The following is a 19,897-nucleotide window of genomic DNA, read 5'->3' on the forward strand; positions in this document are numbered from 1 at the left end:
ATCAGAAATATGACATGGAGGGCTTATTTCTGTTGTTCATGCCAAAAAACCACAATGCCATCCGCAGCATTGTGGTTTTGGGTTCCATTATTTAGCGTACTTATTTAACGTACTTCTCCTGATATGCCTTTGACATCTCGTCTGTAATTTCCTTCATCTTCGGATCACTCTTGATCGTTTCGATCAGTTTATCGTACGATTCAACCGGTTCTTTGCCCGTGATGACCATGACCCGCATATCCTCCACTTTCTTGGAAAGCTCGGGATAGTATTTGTTGTAGGCTTCCGAATACAGCTCTCCCGAAGGATTCGGAACCTTGACCGTCTTGCGCTCTGTGACGATCTCTACGTTCCGCTCATATACTTCATCCGGCATCCCTACCGCGCTGATGGCCATATCATCGCTGACAAGGTGAATCATATTGTTCAAGTTGCCGTCACCCGTCTTATCCACGGCGGCCTGCGGCGTTGCGACCTTCTTCCCGTTCTCCACATTGTAATGGACCCCTTCGATTCCGTAGGTCAACATCTCATTGCCTTCCTGACTATAACCATAGTCGAAAAACTCGAGGATTTTCTTCACTTTTGCCTCCGGCACTTTCTTCGGTATCAGGTATACTCCATAATACGGCGATCCTGAAGGCGTATACTTCACCCCGTTTGCATTCTCCAAGAAAGCAAGCGGCATCAGATCCGCCTTGGGATCAACGCCTTTCACGGCTTCGCCGGTCACCCAAGCATGGTTCATGGACATGCCCCCTACCCCTGCCTTGGCGCTTCGCATCGTATCCATTACCTGCGAGAACTTCATGATGGCGAAGTCTTTGGGGAACAAGCCCTCATCATATGCCTTTTTGATCCACAACATGGCCTCCCTAGACTCGTCCGACGTCATAATCGGAGTCAGGGTATTATCGGGTTGAAGCTTCCAGGACCCTTGCGTTTCATTGAATATATTATAAATATAGGCGAGAGCCCCCGGATTTGCGGCATATGGAATTTCATCGGCCTGTCCATTACCATTCGGATCCTGTTCCTTAAACGCCTTTAACATGTTATGGAACTCATCCAGTGTTTTTGGCGTTTCCAGCTGAAGGGCATCCAGCCAGTCCTTGCGGATCATCGGGAACACGCCGCCGCCATAGCTGGGATAATAACGAGGAATGACGATGTTCTTGCCATCCACCTTGGTGATTTCCCACATTTCCTTCAATTCTTCACGGTTCAAATTCGGATAGTCTTTAAGAAACGGTGTCAGATCCCAGAAAACCCCTTGTTTCAGCATTTTCTGCAGCTGCGGGTTCTGCAACGTCTCCACGAAAGTAACCTCTGGAAGATCGCCGGATGCAAGCATGACATTGATCTTCTCTTCGGCCGTGGACGGTGACAGCCACGTAATATTCAGCTTGGTATTGGTGCGTTTCTCGAGCTCTTTCCATAGCGCATTGGTATTGTCTATGAATTCGGTGGCATAATTCAGGGTCTGTATCGTAATGCTTGTAGGTTCACTGCTGTCTGTTCCGCCTCCGTTGTCGCTCGGTGCACTTCCGTCACGGCTGCTGCATGCGCTAAGCAAGAGCGAGCTTGCCAATAGCAGCACCCCCGACATTTTTAAAAACGACTTGCCCGGCTTGGTTTCCATTCTTTTCATCATTAGACCTCCCTTTTAATAATACATCTCGCCTGAATGATCATGATGCAGATAAACCGTATATCGATTCATTCCTTGACAGAGCCTACCATCGCTCCTTTGGCGAAGTGCTTCTGCAGGAATGGATACACTAACATAATCGGCACGGTTGCAATAACGACCGCCGCCATCTTCAACGTTTCCGTTGGAACGGGACGGTTCACTTGGAAGGCGAATCCTCCGCCGCTCCCGGATCCCATCGTCGTTGGATCCACAAGCATATTTTGCAGCAATACTTGCAGCGGCCACATCTTCTGGTCGTTAATAAACATCAGTGCGTTGAAATACGTATTCCAATAACCAACCGCAAAGAACAATCCGAAAGCCACCAGCGCCGGCAGCGACAATGGCAGAATAATTCGCCAGAACACGCCGATATCATTGGAACCGTCGATCATCGCGGCTTCCTCCAGACTGTCCGGAATGCTATCGAAGAATCCCTTCATGAGCAGCACATACCACGCGCTCGTCAAGCTCGGCAGGATCAGCGACCAGACGCTGTCGATGAGTCCCACATTTCGGACGACCAGATACAGCGGAACCAGCCCCGGCGTGAAGAGAAAGGTAATTAACACCATAATCATGATCGCCTTGCGAAAACGAAGGCGTTTTCGGGACACCGCGTAAGCCATGCCCCCGGTAACGAGCAGACTGAACAGCGTGCCGACCGTAGCCAGGAACACGCTCACGGAAATCGAGGTGACAAACAATCCGTTGGAGAGTAGATGCTTGTAAGCATCCAGCGTCCAAACCCGCGGCCATAATATCAGGCTTCGTTGATAATACTCCACCGGATCGGTAAACGACAAAATAACGGTATAATAAATCGGAAATATCGTTGCCAAACCGATGATCAGCAGCAGTCCGTTGTTCACAAGACCGAACAGCCTGGTTTTCCATCCTTTCTCATGCATGCTTTACGCCTCCTTGTCTTCACCCATCCTTTAGTACAAGCTTTCTTGACCGTAACGCCTCGCCAACCGATTGGCCGAGACCACCAGGATGACGCCGACGATCGATTTGAACAATCCGATGGCCGTACTGTAGCTGAATTCTCCCTGCCTTATCCCCACCCGGTATACGTAGGTATCGAACACTTCGGCTACATTGGTGACGGGTGCATTCATCATTAGATAGATCTGTTCGAATCCGGTATCCATGATCGTTCCCAGACGGAGGATCAACAGAATAAGGATCACGTTGCGCATCGCGGGCAGGGTAATATGCCATATTCGTCTCATGCGGCCTGCGCCATCCATGACGGCTGCCTCGTATAACTGCGGATCCACTCCGGCGATGGCCGCGAGGAAGATGATGGTCCCCCACCCGACCTCCTTCCAGATGGATTGTCCCGTCAGCATCCCCCAGAAGTAGTTGGGGTTGGAGAGAATATCGATCGTCTCCCAATCCATGGAGATGAGCCACTTATTAAACAAGCCCTCCGATTGCGAGAACATGAGGTACGTAAGGCCGTAGATCAATACCCAGGATAAAAAATGGGGGATATACACCAGGGATTGAATGGTCCGCTTATAGAAGGAATTTCGCACTTCATTTAGCATCAAAGCTAAAATGATCGGTGCCGGGAAAAAGAAAATCAAGCTCAGAAAACTGATCGCCAGCGTATTGCGCAGCAGCATCCAGAAATCATCGTTGGAGAAAAACCGGGTGAAATGCTCGAATCCTACCCAGGGGCTTCCGAGCACTCCAAAGTATGGAGAATACTCCTGGAAGGCAATCACGAGATTCGTAATCGGAATATATTTGAAGATGATAAAAAAGATCAGACCCGGCAAGGCCAGCACGTACAAATACTTGTCGCGCACAACATCCGACCATATCCTCCCCCACTTCGTTTTGGATTTCACGGGAATGGGGGGGCTCCCGCTTCCTTTTGCCGACTGAACGGTTTCTTGTGCTTTCATCGATACTCCCTCACTTTCAGCCTTGTCATCTCGTTCAACATACCGTTCACGGAATGTAGTCCTAATGTAAACGGTTGCAAGATTATCTGCAATTCCACTTTTTTTCCGCCGACTCCAATCCCCCTTCCATTCGATGCACAGCACAGGGAAAGCTTGATCTCTACGGCATTGTGGAAACTTTCGTTTCCTTGTATTGCACTTTTTTTCCACGGCAAATGAACGTCCGATTCGGTTAATCGGTAACGTTGACTCGAACTCGATTAGGAAGATATGATCTTTTCAACTCATCCGCTCATTCGCTATGATAGTATGTAATCATTTACCGGCTCGCTTCGATCAAGCCTTTGATTTGTCTATGCCAACAGGGGGTTAAAGTAATGAGGCAACAAAATCCTGAATCCGTTTTCAAAGGTATTATGTATTGGAGAAGCATCGCGCTTGCCGTTTTGTTAACATGCCTCCCCATCTCGGCCATAACGGCCGTTTACCTTTATGTGGGCAACCAGCATCTGATTAACCAATATCAGCAGCGAAACGAAGAGGCCCTGGTTGACGCTGCGAGACAAGTAGACGAGCAATTCACCCAATTGGTCCACTACGCCCTCAATATGGTGGTGAAGCCCCATTTCAAGCCTTCGTTGTCTGATATGGACTTTGTATCGAATATCGAGGAGACGAACGAGCTGTTCAATACATTGAACCTGGTGGAGAATGCCGATCCGCTGGTGGATCAGGTCTATCTCTATATCAAAAAGCAAAATAAAATCATGGAGCCTGATCTCGGCCTGCGGACGCTGGATCAGGAACAGGATGCGTTAAACTTCAACAGGCTCATGGAAGGAGATACGGACATGTTCTGGGTCCATGACCTGGAGCGGCCTTTTAACAAGGATAAATCCTCTCACGCGCTCGTCATGCGACTTCCCTTCAACGGTCATACACCCTACGGCGCGATCGTCATCTATATTGATCCGTCGAAGCTGCACGTCATTCGCAATAGCGAGAATCTCTCGTTCCTGCTGGACGACCATGGTCACGTCATCGGAGAGTCGGGCATGAGCCGCAGCATGCCGAAGGCGATGAGCGCGATTCAGGAACAGCTGAAGCTTCCGGAGAATGCCCGGAGTGCGAATCATTTGCGATTGAAGGTTCCGGTCGACCAGGATGTATTGCTGGTGAATACCGTTTCATTCGAAAAAATGCAGCAAAGCTGGACCTATGTTTCCGGCACGCCGCAATCGAAAATCATTGCTCCAACGAAGCCGTATACTCATATCATCCTGATTTGCTTTGCTTTTGCGCTCGCGGCATCACTGGCTGTCAGCTGGTTTGCTTCTAAGCGCATGTATCGTCCTATTCGCAAGATGCTGAATATGATTGGCGGAGATCAGGCCAAACCGAGCTCGCGATACAATGAGCTGGATTATATTGAACACGAGTGGAAGCAGTACCGGTTCTCGCATGATACGCTTCAAAGCCAATGGAAGCGATCCTTGCCCGCGATCAGGGAGGCATATATCAATCAATTCTTAAGCGGACAAGCCGCCCACCTGACGGAGCCTGAATACGTGCTCAAGCTGCAAGAGATGGATCTTGACATTACCCATAAACAGTTCTCGGCCATTGTGCTTCAGCAGCATACCCACGGGGAGGATCGGACGCCGCTGACGGAAAATGACCAGCATCTTCTCACCTATGCCGCTCTGAACGTGATCCAGGAGCTGGCAGAGGACATAAGCGCATATATGCATCCTATCAATTTCTTCGACGGCTCCTTCGGCGTCATCTTGATCGTTCCGGCTGCCCATAAAGCCGATGAACAGACACGTTTGATGAGGCAACTGTGCGATCAGGTCATGCGGGCTTTGCGCGATACGCTTCGCATGTCGGCAACCATCGTATTGGGCGGACCAAGCTCAACCTGGACCGATGTTCCCCATATTCTCGAACAGGCCAAGCGGGCGCTGCATTACCGATCCTTCGACGCGGGCAGTCAGCTGCTGGAAGCAGAAACCGTGCTTTCCCAGAAAAACGACTGGATCGACTTCCCACTGGAATTGGAGCAGGATTTCATTCATACCTTGAATCTTGGGCTTCAAGGAGATGCGCTGCGCTCCCTAAGCCGCTTCGTAACGGCGCTTCAGGCCGGGGGAGGCTCGGAGTGGCATGTCCACCATGGCCTCATGCGGTTAATCACCAGCGTTCACCGGTCTATGCTGCAGGCTGGCTTAAATCCATACCAGGTGTACGATTTCTCCAATCTGCAGGAACAGTTGTCCCTGCTTCGGGATCCGAAGGCCTGCGTGACCTGGTTCCAGAAAGAAATCATCGAACCCTACCTCGATCAGTTAACAAAGAACTTCAACAGCTCCATGAAATCGCTGGTCGAGAACGTGCTGGAGCAAATCGAGCAAAACGGGATGCAGGACCTGTCCCTGGATGTCATGGCCATGGAAGCCGGCGTCAGTGTATCCCAGCTGAGCAAAGCTTTTAAGCAGATGACGGGCACGAATTATATAGACTATTTGACAACCGTGCGCATGAACCGATGTAAGGAATTGCTGCTGACCACCGATCTTCGCATTCACGAGATTGCGGAGGCCGCCGGATATCAGCCTCCCTACTTCAATCGTATGTTCAAGAAGCTGGAAGGGATCACGCCCGGACAATACCGTCAGCAGGGCATCGGAAAATAAATCGGCATGTCATCCTGATCAGCAATCTCCATATAAAAGGAGGCCGCTGAAAAAAAGGGCTGCCCCTTGGTCCGTATTTCATGACCTTTTGGGACAGCCCCTTTTTATGTGTTAATGACTTACGTTCAAGCGTCGTACATGGCGGCACGCTTAGCACCGACGAGTCATCCAAGCATGCTCCGAACCACGCATCGTGCGCACAGGGAGCAGTGCGCAAGATGTACAACATAGTTGCACATTTTAGCGGACTCAGCGGACCTTATTTTGATCAAAAACACCATTTCTCGAATGCTGGCGGACATGAGGTCCGTTATTCACCGAATAAGGCCCTCATTTTTCGGATTATTCGCTATTTAACGGAATACGTGTCCAATAGATCCGGCAAAAACGAGCCCATAGCGAAAATAACGGATCTGAGGTCCGATACTGCTACTGCCATGCTGCAACTCGTTCCGGCTTGCGGCTTGGAAGCTACGGTTAAACTTACGGTGCACTGCTCGCTCGCCTCCTACGCCACCCATCCCACATCAGCCAGGCTTGGTTCCGAGGCCGAGCCTTATTTCCTAGAACCGTGCCTCCGGAGATTCCCACAGAGCAGCCGTACCCGCTCTCTCTATTGTTTTACGAGAGCGTCGTACCCGCTTTCTGTATTCATGTCTAACGCCCCATAAAGCCCTTCCCCTTCAGAAAGTCCTTCATATGCAGCCTTACCGGCTCTGCCAGGCGTTTAGCCATAAGCGCCGACCACGGCGTGTTGTTTTTGCCATGGGTACGCAGGGACAAGTATTCGGAAGAAGTTCGATCGTAGTTCTTCACTTCTTCTATAGCCGCACGATTGTAGCTATTGCAGTGCAAAACAGCCTCCACCGGAAGCCGCGGACGAAGCCCCGGCTCCTGATCCGGGTAACCCAGGCACATGCCAAATACCGGATAGACCAGCTCCGGCAGTTCCAAAGCCTCGGAGAACTCAGCAATGGAGTTGCGGACCCCGCCTATATATACGATGCCAAGACCAAGCGATTCCGCGGCGATCGCGGCATTCTGCGCAGCCAAAGCGGCATCCACCGTGGCCACGATGAAATTCTCGGTCGAATCTTCATACGTCTCTTGATCAACCACGTGCCCCTCTGCGCTTTTTTTCAAACGATACAGATCCGCGCACCACACCAGGAATACCGGGCTTTCCACAATATACGACTGATTTCCCGCTAAAGCCGCCAACCGCTGCTTCTTCTCCGGATCTGTAATGGCAATCACGCTGTATGCCTGGACGTTGCTTGAGGTTGATGCCATCTGACCTGCTGCCACAACTGTCCTTAGCTGCTCCTCTGAGACGGGCTGATCCGAATATTTACGAATCGATCGATGGTTCATCAGAAGTGATATGGTATCATTCATCGGGCTATCCACTCCTTAGGCTCTTAAAGAATTGTTCCATCTATTATGAAACTTCGGCTTGGGCAGTGCAAGCTTACGCGATAGGTGACACCGCGCAAAAAAGCCGGCTTGCTGTCGATCGCCTTCAGCAGCCGGCTCCTATTTTAGCCAAAGCTCATGACCTTGGATTATTCCAGAGAATGTCTGGTTAGGACACGATATCGTAGCCTTGCTCTTCAATCGCTTCTTTTAATGCTTCAAGGCTGACCTTGTTTTCGTCGTATTCGATAGCCACTGTATTGGATGCAAGATCGACTTTACCAGAAGCTCCCGCATTCTTCAGTGCGCCTTCCACCGAGTTCACGCAATGGTTGCAGGACATGCCTTCCACTGTCAATGTCACTTGTTTCATGCTGTCGTCCTCCTATCATATAATGTCGTACCATTCAACCTTACTATACCCCCATAAGTATGTAAAGCTCAAGAATTTGCTCGTTTCTGCAACAGAAACACGAAAAAAGTAGGAAGATTTATCCTTTTAATCTGTTATAATGTACATAATTTATTAGATTCATACAGGAAGGGACAAGCTTTTTATCAGACCTTCCACATTTTTTATAAAATTTGATTTTTGTTGAAGGAATTTCCAATTCGCTGTCGAACTATCTTAATTACAGAGATAATGAACTATGAAAGTAGGAATTCTATCATGGTATTTGACGGCATTATACTCGGGTTAATTGTCGGACTGATACGTGGCGGACTCCGTCATGGACTGCAGCAATTCAGTAAGATTCGTCTGAAGGGCGGCTTAATCTTCCCCATACTCCTGATTGTGCAGCTGCTGATATTCCGCTTTCAAGTGAACTCTGATTGGTTGGCAGCCGCAAGCGGCTACGTCTTTATGTTCATCTACGTTGCCGGCATGATCTTTCTCTGGATGAACCGGGATCAGAAAGGTTTTGGCAGCATCTTGGCAGGTGTCTTTCTGAATTTCCTTGTCATGGCAGTGAATGGTGGCAGAATGCCCGTTTCCATGAGCGCAGCTTCCGTGCTGGATCCCGTCTATGTGGACATGCTAATGGATGCCACAGCTACTACCAAGCACTATCTTATGGACGCCTCTACCCGCCTGTCTCTTCTTGGGGACATCATTCCGTTATCTCCACCCTATCCAAGAACGCAGGTAATCAGTATCGGAGATATTATCATGAATATCGGTATATTCCTCTACATTGTCCATCTTATGACTTCCGGGAAGAATACCAATGTTCAAACCTTAATGCGCAAATCCGATACGACTGAACATGCTGAACCGCAGAATTAATCATACATCATACCACCTGGAAAGGAGGGAGAACTATGAAGAAAACTGATAAAATTAAGTATTCCCGCGTCGTGTTGAATGCGATCATCGTTGCTTCCGTTGTTGTCGCTCTGACTTCCGGATACAGATTGGGATAACATAAACACCTAAAAAAAACAGGCTGGAATGCTCAGCCTGTTTTTTTACATCTTTTTCGTTGTTTTGCGACGCAATATATCTTAAAATGTGGAGAATACACCATGCTTTTTTAATTGAGGAGAAACCGTTATGTCCATATTCAAGCGTCCTAAGATTTCCAGGGAACTTCCGGGACAGCTGTACTTTGTGTTCATTTCACTTATGGGCTGTATAACCTTTCTACTAGTACATCAAGGAGAATTTATATACTACTCTCCTTCACAGTGGGTATGGGTTTATGCAATGTTAGGCGCCGCCCTAATATTAAATTACTTCACCTTCCAGCTGCCGCCTGAGGGTAATTTGCAATCTATGGATTCTTCCGTTTATTTAGCTTGCATATTTATATATGGCGCCCCCTTTGCTCTTTCGGTAATCCTATTCAATACTCTGGCAACAGCGCTGTATGACAGGAAGATCCCTTTTTGGAAGCATTTTGTCAACTTCTCCATATATACACTCATGATCGTTGGTTCCTCGCTTGTTTTTAAGGCAGCAGGAGGACAGCCGGGCCCCATCATCAATGATCATTTTGGTGCTTATCTTGGCGCCCTGCTCGTCTATTTTATTATTAACGTTTTTCTGCTTGGATTTTATTATTACTTGTTATATCGGGGATCTTTATACGACATTCTGAAGTCCTTCATTAAAGACACCCTGCTCGTTTACTTGAGTACACTCATACTGTCGCTGGTCCTCTCCGTTCTTATCGTACATAACGGCGTATTCGGCCTCACCTTATTCATAGGCCTGAGTGTGATGCTCTCTTATTCCTTTAAACAGCTGTTCACGATGTATAACGAAGTACAAGAAAAAGCAATCAAAGATCAACGGACGAGTCTGTATAATCACAGTTATTTCGAAAGTTTGCTGGAGGACGAGATCAAGAAAGCCAAGGCCAATGAGACGCCATTGTCGCTGGCCATGATCGATATCGATGATTTCAAGAAATACAACGATCAATTTGGACACCTGAAAGGGGACATGCTGCTCGGATTTCTCGGCAATTACCTCAAGGTGGAATCCGAAACGGCTGAAGTGGTGGCCTCTCGTTTCGGCGGTGAGGAATTCACGATTCTAATGCCGGGCTACGATGACAATAAAGCACGTTCCTTCATTAACAGGCTCCGCAAAAAATTGAACGATACCTATTTTGACGGCGTTGAGATATTCCCATCCGGGTGTCTCTCCTTCTCTGCCGGCGTTGCGTCCTATCGGATTGACATCCATGACAAGTCACAACTCGTCGAGCTTGCCGATCAGGCGCTGTACTATGCCAAGAAGCAGGGCAAGAATAATGTGCACGTATACGGGAGCGGCGCCGAAAAAGAATCCGAGATCGACTTCGCGGAGGACGTCCGCGATATCGAGCAGCAGCTGAAGCTGTTCTTGTATAAAGATGTGGATACGTTCAAACACTCCAAACGGGTATTCCGCTATGCCATGGACATCAGCGAAGTGCTCGGGCTTGATAGTGTGGAACGCCGCAATTTCGTACTCGGTGCACTCATTCACGATATCGGCAAGCTGGAGATTCCTTGGGGGATCTTGAACAAACGGGACAAGCTCACGGCCGGCGAATGGGAAACCGTCAAACGGCATGTCAGCTGGGGTAAACGCATTGCGGAAACGAACGAGAAGTTCAAGGAACTGGTTCCTTACATCGAATTGCACCATGAGAGATATGATGGCGGCGGGTATCCGCACGGCTTCAAGGGCAGCCAAATCCCCAAACTGTGCCGGATGCTGACCATTATCGATTCCTTTGACGCGATGACAACAGAACGGCCTTACCAGAAAACGAAAACCTTCGAGGAGGGAATTGAGGAATTGCTCCGCTGCTCGGGCACGCAATTCGATCCGGAGCTTGTGGAGCTGTTTATCCGTTATTTAAGACTCAAAGCAGAAGCGCAGCAGCAGCCTGCAGCCGGTTCGGAGACGTCTTAAAGAGATCGATGCCCCTCCCTTTATCACCTCTTCATGTTTGATACTTCCCCAAATAAGGTATAAAGGTAGTATCACAACGATAAATGAGGTGAGAAACGGTGGCTGACAAGAAAAAGGATCTACCGCTTCACAACGGTCCCGGCAACATGGATCACCCTGAACAATATCCGACGGAACAAGAAAGCCTGTTCGATATGCACGAGAGCGAACAGCATGTGGACCCGATTCCGATGGAAGACGCCGGGCTGGAGCGCCAGGAAGAGAAACAGCGGGACGGGACGTCAAAGAAGCGTTCATCCAGTGATGATAAGTATCACAGCGGCTTTTAATAGTGGGACTACCTTGTCACTGCAGCGTAACTTGAACTTATGGGCTCCGTTTTGGCGGAGCCTTTTTATTTCACCTTTTTTTCTTTAATATATAAGAGTATGAATGCGGATTTAAACCTAGAGATTATATAAGAGTGGAGTGGACCCTTTGTTTTCCATATGGACGTTAAACCGTGCGCAGCGAAGGATGCTGCTGGTTCTGATTGCAGCGGTTCTGGTGATGTCATTTCTACTGGTGCTGACCGGTCTTCATGAACGTTCCCCGAGCATAAGCAGCGTGATCGAAGAACGATATATCCAAAGTGCGGCCATGATCAGCCACCCCGGTGAAGACCTGGAAGACAATGCCTCCAGCGTCATGCCCGGTGTGCCGCTTATGATTGCCGGACTTACCGCCTTATTCGGAAGCATGGATGCCGCCCTGATTGCCTACCAGCTGCTCCAATGCGTCTTTCATGCATTTTCCGTCTATTTGGTTTTCGTGCTGTCCCGCTACATGTTTAATACGCGAATCGCTTTTCTGTCATGTTTGATCTACGCGCTGTTCTGGCCGGCCTACGGCGCAGTCCGGCTGATCCTGCCGGATATCACCATGCAGACCTTGATGCTGCTTCTGGTCTGCGCCGTCATCGGAGCGCTTGAATTGAAGCAGGCTGGCTGGTACGCGGCTGCCGGCGCGCTTACAGCGCTTATGGCTTGTTACAACCTTCAAGCGCTGCTGTATCCTGTATTGTTCATTGCTTTTTGGATCAAGTACCGCAGTCCGGTCAAAATCGTAACCGGCGGGCTCCTTCTTATTAGCGCGGGTTATTTGCTCATCTTGTCTCCATGGTGGCTGAACATCCCGCTTTTCAATCGATTGATGTATATGTCCGGTCCGTGGAACCTTGCCTCGCTGTGGCTGGAATCGAGATACATTGAAGGCAATCCATTGCTTCATCTCTTCCGGAGCATATATGCCGGCCGCACCTCCAAATATGCGGCTGCGATCGGAAACGAGGAGGCCAGAAAGGTCGTGCAATCCGCATTGGACGCCGTCCGTCTCCTCATGCTGTTTGCCGGGACTGCCGGCGTCATCTGGTCGGTTTGGAAATACCATCTGAAACGGCAGCTCCCGGTGCTGCTGACGCTGCTGTATTTTATTGCCGCCGAATGGTTGGTTCCCAGCCTGGACGGCACCGGATTTCCTTATTCGGTCTTCCTGCTCCTCTACGCTGCTTTTCTCGCGGACAAAGCGATTATCTATGCGCATAAGACCCGCCTGCTTCGTAAGTAAGTTTCAACGCGAAGCCTGCCATCATCATGTAACTTTTGCGTCTGAAGCACTTATATCATGTGCCTTCAGGCGTTTTTTTCGCGTTGTTCAAGAACCTTTCAGGCTGATGAAACGTCTATATTATATCTTCGTTTTCATATATCCCTGTAAAGTGAGGTGTCAGGTATGAAAATAAACCGTAAATATATCGCCATTCTCAGTATCGCTGTGGCCAGCGTTCTGACGGTAAGCATCATACTCTTCTTCACGGATGCTTCAGATCGCTCGGGCCAGCATCATCGCATGAACGACAATATAAATGGGCAGGCGCTGGTTCAAGTCGGCTCCACCTACATCACGAATACCCATTTAACTGCCTATAAGAATAACCTCGCGCATAGCACCGCGCCCCTCCCTGATGACGCTGCGCTCCTTAAAGAAATGGCAACGAAGGAATTGATGCTTCAATTGGCCAACGAACAAGGCGTTGCGGCGAGTCTTGAGGATGGTATTCAGAGGGCCAAGGAGCTTCGGAAGACACTCGAAAGCCAGCCGCGGCAGGTGCAAGAACAGCACTTGCGCATTCTGGATACGATGGGCATCAGCGAAGATCAATACTGGGAAGACTACTCCCCGCCGGAATATCGGGATATGCTATCGATCGAGCGATTTGTGAATAAACTGACGACGGATATCAAGTCTACCCAGCCTGACGTCATAACCAGCACGCAGCAGCTGAAGGATGAACTGCTAAACACTGCATTGGATGAACAGCGAATTATCGTGCTGGATCCGGATATTCAATTGAGGTAACGCTGTATGGTATATGTATATAATGAGGGGGCGACAGCCAGCCATATAACGCGCTTACGGCCTACAACAAGAACAGCAAGTGATTCATACCGGCTGAGTTCTGTTTTGAGCCTCTCGCCCCGGCGTCCCCTCCTCTTCTTAGGAGAACCTATAAATTCGTTTGAAGCCCGCTCATCTGGCGGGCTTTTGCTTTTTGCGACTAAAGGGTTAAGCCGAAAGTGTAACTTTATGCGTTGTTTAAACGCGTGTTACATGGAGGGGAGGACATGACACTGAACAGTCTGGAATCGATTTATCAATATTACGTGAAGGACGTTTATCGTTACTTGTACTCCCTCTCTTATGATCACCATACGGCGGAAGACCTGGTACAGGAAACCTTTTATCGCGCTTACCTATTCCTGGAGGATTGGAAGGATGAACGAATCAAGCCATGGCTATTTCGGGTCGCCCACAACGCTTATGTGGATTATCAGCGGAAGGCCAGCCGCAGCATCGTGAAGGACGCTGTTTTTTTCGATCAGCTGATCGACCGCCATACCCCGGAGAACATCCTGCTCCAGTTTGTTATGCATATAAATGATTCATCTCATGAATGATCCGCGCTGCTAGCGCCTGCCTCATGTGACCATGGCTCCATTTGCCGCTTCCTCTCCCGCTCCTCCCGTATTTGACGATCTCGCTCCATCGCCTCAGCAATATAGTCTCGCGGCTTCAGCTTGCCGTTGATGTTCAGCAAAATGCCAATCATAACGAGCTGTAGAATAGCAATAACAACCAGCATGAGAACTCTCCTTGAATATAGTCTCATCCTTAGAACATTCCTTAAATAATATAACGCTGCCCCCGGATGTGAAGTTGGTTCATATCAGTGGTTGTGCTGCCAGATGCTGAGGATGCCCCATCGATTTCTTTAACGAGCGAATCCTTTTATTTGATTTTGGATAAGGTTAGAACATCAAGCAATGGAGAGAAGTATCTACAACCTATTTTAGATTTTTTGGATTCTATTCTTGCGCTTATCATTTTTATTCCAGAGATTAGATACAACGAGATAGACCAGAACACGCTATATATAATTACCAAGGAGTTTCTTCCGGAACTAACTTATGACATCGATGGAGTAGAGTATAGGTTACTACATTCTGCAAGGAACTTAGTGTAATTGTGATGTGGGCTATCCAAAACTATTAAATGAAAAGTGGAGCGTGATCAGTCTATCAAGCACCCGCCTCACGTCCCTTATCCATATCCTGCGCTTTGCCAGACTTCCGAGAATCCGGTAAACTGGTAGGACGATAATCGAAATACGAAATGATTGGTGAAATTCATGACATCCATACCCTTCTATAAACGCCCGTACGGCGGTGAGCGTCAGGATATTCCGTTTGCCAAGTTGGCTTCCTTCGAGAACAGCCAGGACCTGATCCGCGATGACGCCCCGGATGCGGCTTTTTTTCGCGGCTTGGAATCACAAGGGCTGCTGCTGAACCGAGCCCAAATCCAAGCTGTACGACATACGCAAGGACCGCTGCTTACGCTTGCAGGCGCCGGCTCCGGGAAGACCTCCGTGCTGGTCAGCCGGACAGGCTACCTCATTGCGGCCAAGAAGATCGATCCGTCTTCCATCCTGCTTGTCACCTTCTCATCCAAAGCGGCAGCCGAGATGAAGGAACGCATCATGGCGCTTCCCGGGTTACGGGCTAGCGAAACCGCCAAAGTAACGGCAAGAACCTTCCATTCCTTCTTCTTATACTTGCTGCGAACCCGCGGCTACAAGCAGGAAATCCTGAGCAACTCCAGGCATCAGCAATTTATTATGAAGCGCATCCTGCGAGAAATGGGCTTGCAGGACAGCTACGAAGCCGAGACACTGCTATCGCTCTGGTCTGCCCATCGAATGAGTATGACCGGACTTGACGAGCTGCCTGCCAAAACACCTGCGGAAGTCGAGCAAAGGCAAATTTTCGCCCGTTACGAAGCGTGGAAGGAAGACCACGGCCAAATGGATTTCGATGATATTCTGGTCATGTCCTATCGTCTGCTGTCTCAGGATCCCGGATTGCTGGCCTCCCTTCAAAGGCGGTACCGTTATGTGATGGTCGACGAGTTTCAGGATACGGGACTGCTGCCCTATGAGCTGCTGAAGAAAATGGTCGCCCCGCATCGCAACCTGATGGTTGTCGGTGACGATGACCAGACGATATATGGCTTCAATGGCGCGCGCAACGAATTCATTCTGGAATTCGACCAGACGTTTCCCGGGGCCAAGGTGGTGACGCTGGATATCAACTATCGATCCCTCTCCTCGATCGTCGGGCTGGGGAATGAAATTATCCGTGTCAATGAACGCCGCCGTCCCAAGCAGCTGCGCTCTACCCGCAAGAGCAGCAGCGTACCGCTGTATCTTCGCCCAGGAGATCCCGACCAAGAAGCGGAGCAGCTGCTGACCCATATTACCGAACAGGTCCGGGAGCACGGAAAGCAGTACCGCGATCATGCGATTCTGTACCGAACCGCGAACAACAGCCGGGCTATTTTCGAACAGCTCGTGATGCGGGAGATTCCGTTCATTCATTACGAGAATGGAGAACTGTTCTACGAGCAGTGGATTGTCAAACCGCTCATGGACCATCTGCGGCTGTCGCTGGACCGGCGCAATTTCACGGCAATGGAGGGTATGCTCCATACGCTGTACATGAACCGGGACAAAGGCATGGCTTTCATTCGGCAGCAGGATGCTCCGCGTCCCAAGAAGGGCCCTCTATCGCATCTTCTATCCTTTCCTGGCCTCAAGGATTTCCAGATCGAGAATATTAGAGATCGCACTAAGCTCATAAAGGGACTAAAGGCGATGGAGCCCCTTCAAGCCGTACAGGAAATGAGGCGGCAGTTCTACGACAAGTTTCTGGAGGCAGACGAACGCCAGGAGATCACCCTCCATAAGGAATTCATACAGGAAGGACTGGATGAATTAGAGGCCTCGGCGAAGCGTTTTGGCGATATCGCTGAATTCGTTGAATTTGTCGATCGGCTGATCGTTATTCATAAGGAAATGGCGGCCATGAAACGGGACGAGCAGGCCGATGCCGTCCGCTTAATGACGATTCATAAATCCAAAGGGCTGGAGTTTCCCTCGGTATGCCTGATCGGGGCGAGCGAGGGCATTCTGCCGCATACGTCCGCTTTAGACGCCGAGCGCAGGGACGATCAGCGTCCGCTGTCGGACAAGGAGGATAAGGCGCTGGATGCATTGGAAGAGGAGCGCAGATTAGCTTATGTCGCTATCACTAGGGCACGGGATGAATTGATTGTCAGTTCGCCGGGCTTTTACCGGGGACGAAAAGCGGAGGTTTCCCGCTTCTTCCGCGATGTGTTCGTCACGGACGAGCAGAGCAAACAAGGCAACCGTATACCAAACAAGGTCGGCGGATCAACGAACCATCCATCCTTTAAGACTAAACGCACGATCCGCATAGAGACCTCAACCTCAACCAAGCGCTCCTCCCTGCCCTCTTCTGCTGGGCGGGCAACGGTAAGCACAACCAGTCAGAGGAGCCAACGAATCGGATCAGATGCAGGCTCCGCTCCGAGCTCACAGCATCAGGCTGCATCCACCGCGACAGAGGTCGTCGACGTGTGGTTGTGCACCAGCGCCAATTGCAAAGGCTGGCAGCGGGTCAACACAAGAATCCCTGCAGGCACACGGAATCGGGAGAGCAAGGCTTGTCCATTATGCCAGTCGCCCATGAAACAGGGCCGTAAAGAGGTTCCGATGCATCACAGGCGCTAGGGAACCAGTTACTGGAATTACCGAAAACCATGACATCGATCATTTTGCTGCAATCATTCATCCATATGCTTGTAAGCTGCTATCCAATAAACAAAAAAGGACTGACCTTTATCGCTCTTGAGCGAACGTATCGGGTCGGTCCTTTTCTCTCCATTGTTTAACTTCCCGATTTTTCAAATAAATATGGAAGCGTATACAGAATGCGTTACAATGGACTTAAGAAATCATCTTATCTCATGCTTCGATACATACCGAAGGAGGAATGCCGTCATGATTAAAGGAATCGCCCATCTGGCGTTTGACGTAGCCGATATGAAGAAGTCCCTGCATTTTTACTGCGATGTGCTTGGTTTTACCCCGCGCCTTTGATATCCCTAACGACCAGGGTGAGCCCTGGATCGAGTACATTAAGGTTCGCGAGGGGCAGTTTATCGAATTGTTTTACGGCGGACAAAATAAACCGGGGCATGTAGATCTGCCCGTCGGATTCTCCCATCTCTGCCTTGAGGTGGAAGACATCGAGCGCATCGCGGAGCATCTTCGCAATCAGGGCGTGAAGCTGGACGCCCAGCCGGTCCAAGGAAAAGATTTCAACTGGCAGTGCTGGGCCAGGGACCCGGACGGCAACCGGATCGAATTCATGCAGCTGGATCCGAAATCGCCGCAGATGAACTGTTAGGCGTTAGCTGGAGTTTGGAGCTATCAGTCTCTTTGAAGCGTCCATTTCAAGGCCTCCTGATTAGAAAAATGCATCGGCTGAATACGCTAATTATGTTTTCCCGCGTATCCGTACATCCCATACACCTGAACAGCAGAACATAATGCCGCTTCTTCATAGCATGCGTCTTAACGCGAAGGCATCCTGACAGCTGCTCCTTATTATTGCAAGGTCATCCCGTAAATCAGGGTTGGCCTTGTTTTTTCTTGTGCAGAATGTAGAGAAAGACCGTGCCATTAAACATCTTGCCAACATCTGTTAATCCGGCTACAATATAACCACCGAATTATTCAAATTTGAATAATATGTACATAGTTGAATATGGAAAAGGAGTATCCTTAACATGAATGCACAACAAAGCAACATCAAATTGGTCGTGGCCGGACTGCTGCTCGGCATCTTCATGGCCGCCATCGATAACACGATTGTAGCCACTGCCTTATCGACGATTATTCGCGACCTTCAGGGCTTCGACCAAGTCGTCTGGGTAACCTCGATCTACATGGTTGCCGTTATGGCCGGCACGCCGATCTTCGGCAAGCTGTCCGACATGTACGGCCGCAAGCGGTTCTTTATATTCGGGCTGATTGTCTTCCTCATCGGCTCCGCACTTTGCGGGATGGCGAACAACATGACAGAGCTTATTATTTACCGGGCGATTCAAGGAATCGGCGGCGGTGCCCTTATGCCGATTGCGTTTACCATCGTGTTTGACCTGTTCCCGCCGGAGAAGCGCGGTAAAATGACGGGTTTGCTCGGTGCCGTATTCGGCACCTCCAGCATTATGGGACCGCTGCTGGGCGCTTTTATTACCGACAGCATCGGCTGGGAATGGATATTCTATGTCAACGTGCCGATCGGGATCGTTTCCTTTATCTTCATCATGACTTCCTACAAGGAGTCCCGCTCCCATGCTAAACAAAAGATTGACTGGACAGGGGCTGCAACGCTTGTAGGCGCGATCATCTGCCTGATGTTCGGTCTGGAACTGGGCGGACAAACCTATGCATGGGATTCACCGCAAATTTTGGGCTTGTTCGGTGGATTCATTGTTCTGTTTATTGTGTTTCTGCTGGCAGAGACCCGGGCAGCTGAACCCATTATTTCGTTTCAAATGTTCCGTAAACGGCTGTTTGCTTCCAGCAATATCGTTGCCTTGTTCTATGGAGCAACCTTTATCGTGGCAACCATCTACATCCCGATCTTTGTTAGCGGAGTGTACGGTGGATCAGCAACCAATTCGGGCCTCATTCTGATGCCGATGATGCTCGGCAGCGTAGTCGGGAGCCAAGGCGGCGGTATGCTGACGACCCGGACTTCGTTTAGAAACATCATGATTCTGTCCGTCTTGTGCTTTATTGCAGGCATTTTCTGCCTGAGCACGATAAGCCCGGATACGCCGCGCTACCTGTTGACGGTCTTCATGATCCTGACCGGCTTTGGCGTCGGGTTCTCGTTCTCCACGCTCAGCATGGCCTCCATCCATAACTTTGATGCCAGACACCGCGGCGCGGCAACATCAACGAACTCCTTCCTTCGTTCCTTCGGCATGACGGTGGGGATTACGATCTTCGGGATTATCCAGCGCAACGGCCTCAACAGCCGACTCGCGGAAGCCGGTGGAAACGCGCCAGCCGGTGCCGAGTTAAATGCAGATGCTGTGCTTTCACCTGAAGTGATGGGCCAGCTCCCGCCGAACGTACGTGAACAGATCACGGCTTCCTTGGCGGATTCCATTTCGAATACGTTCTTGTGGGCGCTTGTGCCGGCAGTGCTGGCTCTCGTGTTCGTGCTGATGATGGGCAACGAAAAAGTGACCGTACCTGCCAAGGTCAAGGGAGCCTGATGGC

The 19,897-nt window shown here is 49.8% G+C and carries 16 protein-coding genes and 1 pseudogene; 11 read left to right on the forward strand and 6 right to left on the reverse strand.

All coding sequences use genetic code 11. The features are described 5' to 3' along the window. Window positions 1-100: 100 nt before the first annotated feature. From ACQKPA_RS11415 to ACQKPA_RS11425, 3 genes are all read right to left on the reverse strand, one after another. Entirely contained in the window at window positions 101-1,654 is a 1,554-nt protein-coding gene (locus ACQKPA_RS11415) for an extracellular solute-binding protein (RefSeq protein ID WP_427492244.1), read from the reverse strand. A 65-nt stretch (window positions 1,655-1,719) separates the two neighbouring features. Further along, window positions 1,720-2,604 carry a carbohydrate ABC transporter permease gene (locus ACQKPA_RS11420; RefSeq protein WP_427492246.1) on the reverse strand — a complete coding sequence of 295 codons (885 nt, stop codon included), beginning with the start codon at window positions 2,602-2,604 and terminating at the stop codon, window positions 1,720-1,722. A 30-nt stretch (window positions 2,605-2,634) separates the two neighbouring features. Beyond that, window positions 2,635-3,615 (reverse strand): ABC transporter permease, encoded by a 981-nt coding sequence (locus tag ACQKPA_RS11425; protein ID WP_427492248.1) that lies wholly within the window; start codon window positions 3,613-3,615, stop codon window positions 2,635-2,637. A 377-nt stretch (window positions 3,616-3,992) separates the two neighbouring features. Between ACQKPA_RS11425 and ACQKPA_RS11430 the strand changes: the two genes are divergently transcribed. Both ACQKPA_RS11430 and ACQKPA_RS11435 read left to right on the forward strand, forming a co-directional pair. Then, window positions 3,993-6,311, forward strand: coding sequence for a helix-turn-helix domain-containing protein (locus ACQKPA_RS11430; protein WP_427492250.1), 2,319 nt, complete (start codon window positions 3,993-3,995; stop codon window positions 6,309-6,311). Between the two features lie 218 nt (window positions 6,312-6,529). Beyond that, window positions 6,530-6,982 (forward strand): hypothetical protein, encoded by a 453-nt coding sequence (locus ACQKPA_RS11435; RefSeq protein WP_427492252.1) that lies wholly within the window; start codon window positions 6,530-6,532, stop codon window positions 6,980-6,982. On the opposite strand, the gene nfsA is transcribed toward ACQKPA_RS11435, so the two are convergent. Together nfsA and ACQKPA_RS11445 are read right to left on the reverse strand one after the other, a co-directional pair. Continuing rightward, window positions 6,969-7,709 carry an oxygen-insensitive NADPH nitroreductase gene (gene nfsA, locus ACQKPA_RS11440; RefSeq protein WP_427492254.1) on the reverse strand — a complete coding sequence of 247 codons (741 nt, stop codon included), beginning with the start codon at window positions 7,707-7,709 and terminating at the stop codon, window positions 6,969-6,971. The genes ACQKPA_RS11435 and nfsA overlap by 14 nt on opposite strands. Before the next feature lie 187 nt (window positions 7,710-7,896). After that, window positions 7,897-8,100 (reverse strand): cation transporter, encoded by a 204-nt coding sequence (locus ACQKPA_RS11445; RefSeq protein WP_071222204.1) that lies wholly within the window; start codon window positions 8,098-8,100, stop codon window positions 7,897-7,899. 297 nt (window positions 8,101-8,397) lie between these two features. Between ACQKPA_RS11445 and ACQKPA_RS11450 the strand changes: the two genes are divergently transcribed. The 6 genes from ACQKPA_RS11450 to ACQKPA_RS11475 all read left to right on the forward strand — a co-directional run bounded on the left by ACQKPA_RS11450 (window position 8,398) and on the right by ACQKPA_RS11475 (window position 14,135). Next, complete coding sequence (locus ACQKPA_RS11450) at window positions 8,398-9,015, forward strand: DUF5317 domain-containing protein (RefSeq protein ID WP_427492256.1); 618 nt, start codon at window positions 8,398-8,400, stop codon at window positions 9,013-9,015. 267 nt (window positions 9,016-9,282) lie between these two features. Continuing rightward, window positions 9,283-11,139 carry a bifunctional diguanylate cyclase/phosphohydrolase gene (locus tag ACQKPA_RS11455; protein WP_100539964.1) on the forward strand — a complete coding sequence of 619 codons (1,857 nt, stop codon included), beginning with the start codon at window positions 9,283-9,285 and terminating at the stop codon, window positions 11,137-11,139. Between the two features lie 98 nt (window positions 11,140-11,237). Next, window positions 11,238-11,468 carry a hypothetical protein gene (locus ACQKPA_RS11460; protein ID WP_427492259.1) on the forward strand — a complete coding sequence of 77 codons (231 nt, stop codon included), beginning with the start codon at window positions 11,238-11,240 and terminating at the stop codon, window positions 11,466-11,468. A 139-nt stretch (window positions 11,469-11,607) separates the two neighbouring features. After that, entirely contained in the window at window positions 11,608-12,744 is a 1,137-nt protein-coding gene (locus tag ACQKPA_RS11465; protein ID WP_427492261.1) for an ArnT family glycosyltransferase, read from the forward strand. Between the two features lie 165 nt (window positions 12,745-12,909). Next, on the forward strand, window positions 12,910-13,536 hold the full coding sequence (locus tag ACQKPA_RS11470) for a hypothetical protein (protein ID WP_427492263.1): 627 nt from the start codon (window positions 12,910-12,912) through the stop codon (window positions 13,534-13,536). Between the two features lie 266 nt (window positions 13,537-13,802). Beyond that, entirely contained in the window at window positions 13,803-14,135 is a 333-nt protein-coding gene (locus ACQKPA_RS11475; protein ID WP_427492265.1) for a sigma-70 family RNA polymerase sigma factor, read from the forward strand. Here ACQKPA_RS11475 and ACQKPA_RS11480 read toward each other — a convergent pair. Continuing rightward, the gene (locus tag ACQKPA_RS11480) at window positions 14,126-14,320 is read right to left on the reverse strand and encodes a hypothetical protein (RefSeq protein WP_427492267.1); all 195 of its coding nucleotides are present in this window, start codon (window positions 14,318-14,320) and stop codon (window positions 14,126-14,128) included. The genes ACQKPA_RS11475 and ACQKPA_RS11480 overlap by 10 nt on opposite strands. Window positions 14,321-14,866: 546 nt before the next feature. Here ACQKPA_RS11480 and ACQKPA_RS11485 point away from each other — a divergent pair. The 3 genes and pseudogenes from ACQKPA_RS11485 (at window position 14,867) to ACQKPA_RS11495 (ending at window position 19,893) form a co-directional block, all read left to right on the forward strand. Further along, complete coding sequence (locus ACQKPA_RS11485) at window positions 14,867-17,329, forward strand: UvrD-helicase domain-containing protein (RefSeq protein WP_427492269.1); 2,463 nt, start codon at window positions 14,867-14,869, stop codon at window positions 17,327-17,329. A 270-nt stretch (window positions 17,330-17,599) separates the two neighbouring features. Next, window positions 17,600-18,008: pseudogene (locus ACQKPA_RS11490) on the forward strand (VOC family protein). A 382-nt stretch (window positions 18,009-18,390) separates the two neighbouring features. Beyond that, window positions 18,391-19,893, forward strand: a complete 1,503-nt coding sequence (locus ACQKPA_RS11495; protein ID WP_427492271.1) for an MDR family MFS transporter — start codon at window positions 18,391-18,393, stop codon at window positions 19,891-19,893. Window positions 19,894-19,897 lie beyond the last annotated feature (4 nt).

Source organism: Paenibacillus sp. NPDC093718, from assembly GCF_050279985.1.
Taxonomy (GTDB): domain Bacteria; phylum Bacillota; class Bacilli; order Paenibacillales; family Paenibacillaceae; genus Paenibacillus_AQ.